The 10,767-nt window shown below is 41.8% G+C and carries 5 protein-coding genes; 3 read left to right on the forward strand and 2 right to left on the reverse strand.

Features of this window, described 5'->3' with window-relative positions; all coding sequences use genetic code 11:
* Positions 1-5 precede the first annotated feature (5 nt).
* Entirely contained in the window at positions 6-1,784 is a 1,779-nt protein-coding gene (locus DW036_RS09785; RefSeq protein WP_118464282.1) for a RagB/SusD family nutrient uptake outer membrane protein, read from the forward strand.
* 33 nt (positions 1,785-1,817) lie between these two features.
* Positions 1,818-2,909: an Sb-PDE family phosphodiesterase gene (locus DW036_RS09790; RefSeq protein ID WP_118463696.1), complete on the forward strand. Its 1,092-nt coding sequence runs from the start codon at positions 1,818-1,820 to the stop codon at positions 2,907-2,909.
* A gap of 67 nt (positions 2,910-2,976) precedes the next feature.
* Here DW036_RS09790 and hemW read toward each other — a convergent pair whose 3' ends face one another.
* On the reverse strand, positions 2,977-4,107 hold the full coding sequence (gene hemW / locus DW036_RS09795) for a radical SAM family heme chaperone HemW (protein WP_118463699.1): 1,131 nt from the start codon (positions 4,105-4,107) through the stop codon (positions 2,977-2,979).
* 78 nt (positions 4,108-4,185) lie between these two features.
* Positions 4,186-6,204 (reverse strand): DUF2264 domain-containing protein, encoded by a 2,019-nt coding sequence (locus tag DW036_RS09800; protein ID WP_118463702.1) that lies wholly within the window; start codon positions 6,202-6,204, stop codon positions 4,186-4,188.
* A gap of 353 nt (positions 6,205-6,557) precedes the next feature.
* Here DW036_RS09800 and DW036_RS09805 point away from each other — a divergent pair, with 353 nt between their 5' ends.
* Positions 6,558-10,757, forward strand: coding sequence for a two-component regulator propeller domain-containing protein (locus DW036_RS09805; RefSeq protein ID WP_118463705.1), 4,200 nt, complete (start codon positions 6,558-6,560; stop codon positions 10,755-10,757).
* Positions 10,758-10,767 lie beyond the last annotated feature (10 nt).

Below are 10,767 nucleotides of genomic sequence, written 5' to 3' on the forward strand. Positions count from 1 at the left end.
TGAGTATGAAAAAATATTGGTTGATAGGTCTGTATGCTTTGGCTCTGACCTCTTGTGATAGTTTTCTGAATTGTGAGCCTGAGAACAGTTTTTCTTCCGAAGGCTTTCTGGAGTCGGAATCGGACTTACGGCTTTATACAAATGGTTTTCTGCAAAGTTTCCTGCCTGGCGAAGAAACAATAGCCTGGGGTGGCGACCAGTATGCAGACTTTTGTGCAACCCGTTCGTCCACTACTTTTCTGATCGGTGACACGTGGGATGATACCCAACAAGGCGGTTGGGGAACCGGTGACTGGGGAGATCTGCGACAAATTAATTATTTTCTCGATAATCTGCCTAATGCTAAAGGCAAAGTAACGGATGCCATTTATTTACATAATGAAGGTGTGGGACGTTTTTGGCGTGCTTATTTCTATTATGGTATGGTCAGAACGTTCGGTGATGTACCCTGGTATGAAACGACATTGGATGTGGATAATAGAGATGAATTATACAAACCACGTGATAAGCGTGAGGTTGTTATGGATAAGATATTGGAAGATCTTGATTTTGCCTGTACCAATTGTTCCACGGATAAGACCTTGACAGAAAGTAGCACATTGATAACGAAATGGGTGGCATTAGCACTCAAGTCCCGTATCTGTCTGTTCGAAGGTACCTACCGTAAATATCATGCGAAGTTAGGACTGCAAAACTCGGCTGAAAAATTCCTGCGTGCCTCTATTGCCGCATCCGAAGAACTGATGACGAAAGGCCCTTATAAATTACTGAATACGGGAGATGTGGAGACACAGTATCGTTCTCTGTTTACATCGGAAGAACTGAACAAAACGGAGGTAATCTGGGGTATTGCCTTCAAAAAAGATTTGCGTATGCACTCCATTACCTGGAAACTATTTTCAGCCTCATTTGGGGCAAACTGGTCATTGGTGCGGTCTTTTGTGAATATGTATCTGATGCGCGATGGTAACCGTTTCACCGACCGTACGGATTATGCTACCATGCAGTATATGGATGAGTTTCAGAATCGCGATTGTCGTCTGATGCAAACAGTTATTTCACCGTCTTACCAGCGGAAAATCAGTGGTACGGTGAAGCCGGATGCACCTAATTTCTCTATGACATCCACCGGTTATCAGCTTATCAAATGGGCTATAGATGATGATGTGCATGTAGGGAAGGCTACAGCCAATAATTCTATTCCTATTTTTCGTTATGCGGAAGTATTGCTGAATTATGCAGAAGCGAAAGCGGAATTAGGAGAATGTGATGAAACGGTGTGGAATGCTACGGTCAAACCATTACGCGAACGTGCCGGGGTAGAAGGGAAGATCCCTGCAACCTATGACCCGTATGTAGCCGCTTACTTTAAAAGTCAAACAACGGATAAATGGATTCTGGAAATACGTCGTGAACGTGGTGTAGAGTTGGCTTTTGAAGGAGTTCGCTATGATGACATCATGCGCTGGAAACAGGGAGACCTGATTGAAAATGTATGGCAAGGTATTTACATTCCCCGGAAAGGTGAAGCGTATGACTTGAACGGAGATGGTGTAAAAGATGTAGCTGTGGTGGATAAAGAACCGCCAGCCGGTGAGAAGATTAAGGGCGTGCAATATGTGGTAATTGGTAAAACCAATCGTTTGTCCGAAGGTGACCACGGATATATTGAATTTGGCTTTAGCCAGGGACGTAAATGGGATGATAAGAAATACTTGCGTCCGATACCGTTGACGGCTACTCAGATAAATCCGGCTTTATTGCCTCAAAACCTAGGTTGGTAATAGTAACTTTAATGATAAAAATAAATAGATAACATGAAAGTAAAGAAAGTATTAGTAAGTGCGTTCCTTTTGGCAACCTGCCTGATGAATGTACAGGCGCAACGCCGGAATGAAATTCAGGTTCCCGATTTAGATGGATACACTACTTTGAAGTGCGATTTCCATATGCACACTGTCTTCTCTGATGGTCTGGTTTGGCCTACGGTACGTGTAGATGAGGCTTACCGTGAAGGACTGGATGCAATTTCTCTGACAGAACACATCGAATATCGTCCTCATAAAAAAGATGTTGTGGCAGATCATAACCGTTCGTTCGATCTTTGTCAGAAACAGGCTGAAAAGCTTGAGATACTTTTAATCAGAGGTAGTGAGATTACTCGTCCGATGGCTCCCGGACACTTTAATGCCATTTTTCTGGCTGACTCCAATCCATTGGAACAAAAAGAGTATAAAGACGCTTTCAATGAAGCCAAAAAGCAAGGAGCCTTTATCTTCTGGAATCATCCGGGATGGGCTGCCCAACAACCGGATACTACTAAGTGGTGGCCCGAGCACACAGAACTCTATAATGAAGGTTGTATGCATGGCATTGAAGTAGCAAATGGTCCTCTGTATATGCCCGAAGCCATTCAATGGTGTTTGGATAAGAATCTGACAATGATTGGCACTTCCGATATCCATCAACCCATTCAGACTGATTATGATTTCTCTAAAGATGAGCATCGTACCATGACATTCGTCTTTGCGAAAGAACGTTCCTTGAAAGGCATCCGTGAAGCATTGGATAATCGTCGCACTGCTGCTTATTATCGAGAGTTGGTGATTGGACGTGAAGACTTGCTCCGTCCATTCTTTGAAAAATGCGTGAAAATAGAAGAAATCAGCCGTAATGAGAAAGGAGTGACGCTTTCTATAACCAATACTACGGATTTAATCCTGCAACTGAAAAAGACGACACATGATACTTCTCTGGTCTATTTTCGGGATATGACGCTGAAGCCGCATACACGTTATAGTGTCCGTATCGGATTTGATAATGGTATCAAAGGAGGAGATATGAATTTTGAAGTGACGAATTTTATAGTGGTTCCTGATAAAGGATTGGAGTATACTATTTCTCTGTAAAAAGGGTTTGTTTTGTTAAGTTGCCCGGTCTTGAAATATATCAGGACCGGGCATATTGTATATGTAATTATTCTATTTCCAAGAGGTCGCTCATGATACCGTCTGAGATGAAAATACCCTCTCTGGTTAGCTTTAACCGATCGTTATGCAACTCTAATTTCCCATTTTCCAGATAAGATCTGGCTTGTTCCAAACAATATTTCGAGAGCCGGTCGCCGAACTTCTTTTTCAGCTCTTCAGTGGATATTCCCCACATTGTGCGCAGACCTGTGATGATGTATTCATTGTAGCGGGTTCGTGTGTCCAGTTGTTCTGTTTCATGTTGGCGTTGCCCTTGTTCTACAGATGAAAGATACTGATTTAGCGAAGCTACATTCCATTCGCGCGAGCCTCCATCAAAGGAATGTGCGGATGGACCACATCCCAGATAAGGGATACCTTGCCAATAAGAAGTATTGTGTCGGGAGTACATTCCCGGTTTGCAGAAATTGGATATTTCGTAGTGTTCGTATCCTGCGGCCGAAAGGGTATCTATTAATGTGGAGAAGAAGTTCAGGCTACTGTCTTCATCCACTTGAGATACAGAGTGTTGTTGCAGCATTTTGTACAGAGGTGTATCTTCTTCGTAAATCAGATGATAAGCGGAAATATGTTCCACGTTAAGGCTGACTGCTTGCTGTAAATCCTGTGCCCAGCGTTGGTCAGTTTCTCCGGGCAAACCATAAATCAGATCGATGCTGATATTTTGAAAACCTGCTTGCCGACAGCGTTGTACTGCCTCTATTGCTTGTGCGGCGTTGTGCCGCCTGTTCAATAATCGTAGTGTTGCATCATCGAAAGTTTGTATTCCCATACTGATGCGGTTGAACGGTAGAGTGCGTAACATCCCGATATATTCTTCTGTAAGGTCGTCGGGATTTGCTTCAAGAGTTATTTCTGTTGCTTCCCTCGTTCCGTAAACCTGTTCAATCGTTTTGAAAACCTCCTTAAAGTCTTCCTCCGATAACTGTGACGGTGTACCTCCACCGAAATAAATGGTTTCAACAGCTTCCCCTTTCAGATACTCCTTGCGTTCTGTCAACTCCCGGCAAAGAGCACGGATATATTGCGATTTCAATTCCGAACGTGTGGTGGAATAGAAATCGCAATAAATGCAACGTGTCTTGCAGAAGGGGATGTGTATGTAGATGCCTGCCATAATTATATTGTTTCTGTAGAAGAGCTTTCGTAGCTTTTATTTTGGCGGCAAAGATAACTATTCCTTCCGAAACTTATATCAGGAGAGAGAAGCCGTCTTTACCGTCCCGTCAGAGAAATAAATGGTTATAGTGTCTCCGGTCTGTTTGAAGGACTTTACAGGTGTCAGTTCCTTTTTTGTAAATGGCTTGCCACTCTTTTTCCATAATTGCAGTGTGATAAAGACTTTATCACCGGAATGAGTTGTGGCGGCATTGATTACAGAACATTTATTACTTATCGGATGTAGTCCTTCAGTCTGTACAAATTCCACTTCCGACCAACCCTGGAGATTGATAAGCGCTGTTTGATAGATACCATTATCCATGCAGTAGGCAGTGTATCCTCCGGCCTTTTGTTCTTTTGTAACAATGTGACTTTCTAATTCCGGTAATGAATAGTGTCCATAACGTAATTCTGTTGTAAGTGGGAAAGAAACTTTGTCTACACGAAGTATGCCGTTAGGAAGTGGAATATCTGCCAGGCGGAATTTGATTTCCGGGTTTGTTTCAAGTTCTGCATCCCGGTAGTAAATTCCGTCTTCAAACTTTTTGAATGTATAGAGGCGCAACACTTCCCATTCTTGTTTGTCATTCAGTACAGCATAGTTCATGGACACTTTACCATCTGGACTGTCTGCCATCCAGGGAAATGCCGTGTTGTAAGACAGTTTATTATAATTCTCGGTAGAACGGAATTTTTGCCAGTCTTTGGCAACCGTTTCATGGCACCATGCACGTATTTCCGAAGTGCCGCTATTGGGATAGTTAGTCACCAAAGTATTAGAGCCTTCCATGAACTTATTGTACACCTTGCCGGGTTGAAACTCTTTTTCCCAAGCTCCGTTATTCTCGACAGCTGTCCAAAACGGATTATCAGCCGGCAATAATAATCCAAGGAACGCTTTTCCCATCCAGTAAACGCTGCCACGACAACTATAAATCTGTACGGCAGGCTCAAAAGCTCCGTAGAATCCCAGCGTGGGTACCCGGTCTTCCATTAATGCGGGATTTTCAAGGAACTGGAGCAAGGTGGAAGAGGCAATGCGGCGCATCCAGCCATAGTTGATAGACGGATCATTGAGCCACCCCATTAGCGGGAAAGGTACAGCGGCAGCTATACGGTACGTAATACTGCGTCCATACATATTCATTTTACCATCCTCAGCAAACATATAAGGATAGTTAGGAACCAAATCACGGAAGTTGCTAACAAACTGACGTCCGGCTTCAGGATTAAATTTCTCACCGTAATAATGTGCCCAAATCATACCATACATCTGGAAAGCCCACATGCTATAATAGTCATAGGCCGGGCTATCATTATACCATCCGTACCCACGATATTGTGCCAGTGATTTTTGTAGCAATTCATCTATATAACCATCTTTGACTTCATAACCCTGGTTTTTGAAGAAAGACATGACGAATATATTGAAGAAGCGCCAGTTAGAACCGATTGTAGGTCCGTTGCCATAACTAAGCATTAATGCAGCAAGATCGTCTTTCTCCTTTTGAGTCAATGGTTCCCAGATAATTTCGGGCATTACGGTAAGTGACAGGGCAAGTGCTCCGAATTCTACAAGCGTCTGGCTTGGTCCACCTTTGAGATGTTGAATATATCCGGACTTCGACGGATCACTCATATTGCACAACTGTTGCCGGTAATAATCTCCTACCTTGATTCCATTTAATACCAAATCCGGATTTTCTTTTAATAGTGGAATTGCTACAAACATAGTGCGACAAAGTCCTTCCAGATTTTCTGTCTTGTTGAACTTTCCATCCGTTGGATAGCTCTTTCCCGGTTGTTTAGGGAAACGCATCGGATCATCCAATGCATGGATGTAGCTGAATGCTCCGTCCAATAGATAGGTTGCTGCATCCATCCAATGTTGGCGAGTCATGCCCGTCAGTGGACTCAACTGATAATCCGGTTTAACTAAATGAAATATGGAATCATTTTTAGCTTGTGATAAGGATGCGTTTGCGCTTAGAGATACTAAAAAAACAAACAGTAATAATCCCTTGGTCATTTTAGAAAAGGCAATTTTCATCATAGCGTGTGTATTACATGGTAAGAATATTCTTATTTATTTCTCTTTGCAAAGAAAACACTTTCCATGCTATGTAAATGACCATTTTAAGGTCAAAAAGGGCGAATTTTAGACCAAATCCATTCTTTTCGTCCCTATTCGCTCCTTACCTGCACCGTATCCGGACCGTACTTGCTCCGTACATTCTCCACTCAGAAGTACCTCTGGACGGAGCAAGTACGGAGTTGATACGGAGCAAGTATATCTCAGGTATGGCTCATTGTGGAATGATTGAAATAAAAAATTACCAATGGATAAGATACTTTTATATATATTTACGTATATTTGCCTGCAGTTATTAATTATATTGAAATCTAATGCTAACTATGAAAGATAGAATCTGGAGTTTCATTTTTTGCTTTGGAATATTTTTCCCTTTGATGTGTCAGGCAGTGATAATGCCCCAACATAATTCTTTGGCATTTAGGTCTTCATCTATATTGAATACCTTGTCCAGTAAAGATGTGCAATCGGTCTATCAAGACCGGGACGGCTATATCTGGATATCTACCCGTAACGGACTTTTTCAGTATGATGGTTATTCTATCACTACTTATAAATCGAATCTTTATTGCCCGGATCTGTTGTCCAGTAACAACATATTTTGTGTAGCGGAGGATTCTTGCCATAGATTATGGATTGGAACTTATAGTGGGCTGAATGTATTGGATAAACGAACTGGAGAAGTTCGTAAGATAGAAAATGCAGAATTGTCAAGTACAGGTATATCACAAATATTGGTAACGAGTGATCAACGTATTCTGTTTGCCACGGAAGCGGGACTTTTTGAGTATCAGGAAAATGATGATACTTTTTTGGTTTATGATGCAAGTAATACCGGAGGGATTTTTCCAAGGAATACTGTAAAGTCTTTATTTGAGGATGATAGAGGAGATATCTGGATTGGTACCTGGAATGGTGGATTGTATCGTTATGAAAAGAAAACCGGTAAATATTGGAAATATCCGAGGATGAATTCTGGAAACTCCGCCCATGTCGTGTTTCAGGATAGTTACAAGAATATATGGGTCGGTACATGGGGATCGGGTTTGCATTTACTGCATAATGCTTATGATCCGGAGAGAACTACTTGGACTACATTTACCCATAATGAAAAGCAGCCTTATACAATTTCAGATAATCTTATCTATGCTATTTCGGAAGATGTGAATACCCATTCTTTATGGGTAGGAACGCGTAGTGGTTTGAGTATTCTTCCCTTACAGAATGGACCGATCTCTTTTTCCGGGTTTGAGAATTGTTATTCCGGTGAATCGGAAAATACAATAACCAGTAGTGAGGTTGCTTCTTTGTTGCGTGATCGACAAGGCATTATGTGGGTTGGCATGATTGGAGGTGGGGTGAATATGGTGAATACCCGTAAAGCGAAATTTAATCTGGACCGCCTAACTGAAACTAAACGGATGTTGAAAAGTAATTCGGTACGTAGTCTCTTGTTGGATGATGAAGGACAGCTTTGGATGGGGATCAGTACTTACGGTTTTGGGGTGAAGGACCGCCAGACTGGAAAATTTATTCACTATAATCAGATGCCCGATTTTATGTCATATGAGGGAATTTCAACGGTAATGTCTATTATGCAATCTCCTACTACCGGTCATATTTGGATTGGTGTGTACAATGGAGGAGCCTACGAGCTTGATAAACAGGCTTCTGTTGGTAAGCGTGTGAAGGCACATAATTCGGGGAATGCTCCGTGGATGTGTAATTCCTGTATTTATGATATTTATGAAGACTCTAAGCAAAACCTTTGGTTTGCTACGAGGGGAGGAGTGTCGATGCGTGCAGCGGATGGTACCCCGGTACGGATTGATTCTTTGAAAGTAGGAGGAGTTGCCATACAGGATATGGTTGCTATGCAACTAACCGAGGGGGGTAATGGTGAAATGTGGATGGCGTCTAATACGCATGGAGTGGTTCGTATTCAGGGTAGTGGACACTCGTTAAATGGATATACGCTTTCGGCTTATTCTGTAGTTAATGGGAAACTGAACAGTAATTATGCAGATTGCATATATAAGGATATTGAAGGGCGTATCTGGGTTGGAACCGGAGGAAGTGGTTTAAGTTTGTATGATGCCATAGAAGATCGATTCTTACCGGTACATAAGTTGTGGAATCTACCGGGAGATGCAGTAACCAGTATTCAGAGTGATAAGAAAGGGGATCTTTGGTTGGGAACAAATGCAGGATTGTTGAAGCTTACTGTGCCAAAGGATTTGCAGAATGTAACATACCGTCTTTATACCACTTCAGATGGTCTGCAGGATAATCTGTTTAATAGAGGGGCATCATGTGAAGCTCCGGATGGTGAATTATTTTTTGGCGGACATCGGGGATACAATAGCTTTTATCCGGATGAACAGGATGAACAGGTCTTTTCTTCTCCGGTCGTGATTACTAATATTAAAGTGTTTAATCAGTCGTGGACTTCCTTGTCTGATGAAGAGCGTGCGGAAATCTCTGATTTATCGCCCGGGTTTACAGATGAGATTGTTTTGGATTACAAACAAAATAACTTTAGCTTTGAGTTTTCTGCCATGGAGTATGCCAATCCGGAAAGAAACCAGTATGCCTATAAACTGGACGGATTCGATGTGGGATGGCAGTACACGGATGCTTCCAAACGTTTTGCTTATTATAATAACCTGATGCCCGGTACTTACACTTTCCATGTAAAGTCTTCAAATTCCAATGGTATCTGGGACGAGAATGTACAAACGGTGAAAGTTACCATTCTTCCTCCACCTTGGAAAACCTGGTGGGCTTATACCTTATATATATTAGTATTTATTGGTATTTCCTGTTATATTTTCCGGATTGTTCGCAACCGTATCCGTCTGCGTAATGCACTTCATTTGCGTGAGATGGAACAAGCGAAGGCTGAGGAAATTAATCATGCTAAATTGCAGTTCTTTACGAATATTACACATGAACTACTGACTCCGTTAACTATTATTTCTGCTTCTGTTGATGAATTGAAGCAAACAGCTCCGGTTTATAAGGAACAGTATACTGTGATGACGCATAATATAAATCGTTTGATACGCTTGCTGCAGCAAATTCTGGAATTCAGGAAAGCGGAGACAGGTAACCTGAAGTTGAAAGTATCTCAGGGAGATCTGGTACAGTTTGTACGCCGGAGCCTTGACAGTTTCCGACCTTTAATGAAGAAAAAAGACATTCATTTTACGATTCAGAATGATTCGGAACGGTATCTGGCTTTCTTCGATTCGGATAAACTGGATAAGATTCTGTATAATTTGTTTTCTAATGCTTCTAAATACAATAAGCCCGGTGGTAAAGTGGCGATTGAATTGAGTCATGATGGAACGAACGGGTTGGCTTGTCTGGTGGTTAAAGATAATGGGCCCGGCATTCCGGAAGAATCACAGAAAAACTTATTCAAGCGTTTTTATGAAGGAGATTACCGGAAATTCAATACGATAGGGACAGGAATAGGCTTGTCACTGGTACGCGACTTGATTGCTCTCCATCATGGTACGATTACTGTAGAAAGTGAAGAAGGTAAAGGGACAGCTTTCAAAGTAGAGTTTCCTATTCAGCGTTCGGCTTATTCTGAAGAAGAAATAGATGAAACGAGTGTTACTGTTTCAACGTTGGATGAAGTTATATCTACTCAGGAAGAGGCTATAATTTTGGAAACTGCATCAGAAGAAAATGTATCAGGCAAGGATAATATGCCGGAGAAAAAGCATACTTTATTATTAGTAGAAGATAATGAGGATCTATTGGCATTGATGGTGAAATTGCTCGGTGCTGAATATGATATCTGTACCGCAACTGATGGCAAAGAAGCTCTTGAAGTGGTAGAATCTGCTGATATTGACTTGATAGTTTCGGATGTAATGATGCCGGTAATGGACGGCATTGAGTTTTGTAAAGCAGTAAAAGCTAATTTTGATACTTCCCATATACCTTTAATTTTACTCACTGCGAAAAGTAAAGAAGAAGATCGTGTAGAAGCCTATGAATCGGGTGCGGACGCATTTATTGCAAAGCCGTTTAACCTGAGCATACTCCATGCACGTATTGGTAACTTGCTCAAATCTCGTGAGCGTGTGATGAAAGACTTCAAGAAGCAGCTGGTGTTCGAAGCAAAAGAATTGAATTATACCAGCATTGACGAAGATTTCCTGCAACGTGCCATTGACTGTGTGAATCGTCATCTGGATGATCCGAACTTTGATCAGACCCGTTTTTTGGAAGAGATGCATACCACCAAATCCACCTTCTTCCGCAAGTTGAAGTCGCTAACCGGGTTGACTTATGTTTCATTCATCCGTAATATACGTATGAAAGCAGCTTGCCGGATCATGGAAGAAAAGAAACACATCCGCATTTCAGAATTGGCGTATGCAGTGGGATATAATGACCCGCGTTACTTCAGTAGTAGTTTCAAAAAAGAAATCGGTATGCAGCCCTCCGAGTATATGGAACGTTTCACTTCGGGTGGAACTATTGAGGGAGAATAAGAAATATCCT

The organism is Bacteroides sp. AF39-11AC (assembly GCF_003474285.1).
In the GTDB taxonomy this organism is placed as follows: domain Bacteria; phylum Bacteroidota; class Bacteroidia; order Bacteroidales; family Bacteroidaceae; genus Bacteroides.

Excerpts from the sequence above, each read along its gene's own strand:
- DW036_RS09785 (WP_118464282.1), top strand. The coding sequence starts at position 6 with ATGAAAAAATATTGGTTGATAGGTCTGTATGCTTTGGCTCTGACCTCT.
- DW036_RS09790 (WP_118463696.1), top strand. The coding sequence starts at position 1,818 with ATGAAAGTAAAGAAAGTATTAGTAAGTGCGTTCCTTTTGGCAACCTGC.
- hemW (WP_118463699.1), bottom strand. The coding sequence starts at position 4,107 with ATGGCAGGCATCTACATACACATCCCCTTCTGCAAGACACGTTGCATT.
- DW036_RS09800 (WP_118463702.1), bottom strand. The coding sequence starts at position 6,204 with ATGATGAAAATTGCCTTTTCTAAAATGACCAAGGGATTATTACTGTTT.
- DW036_RS09805 (WP_118463705.1), top strand. The coding sequence starts at position 6,558 with ATGCTAACTATGAAAGATAGAATCTGGAGTTTCATTTTTTGCTTTGGA.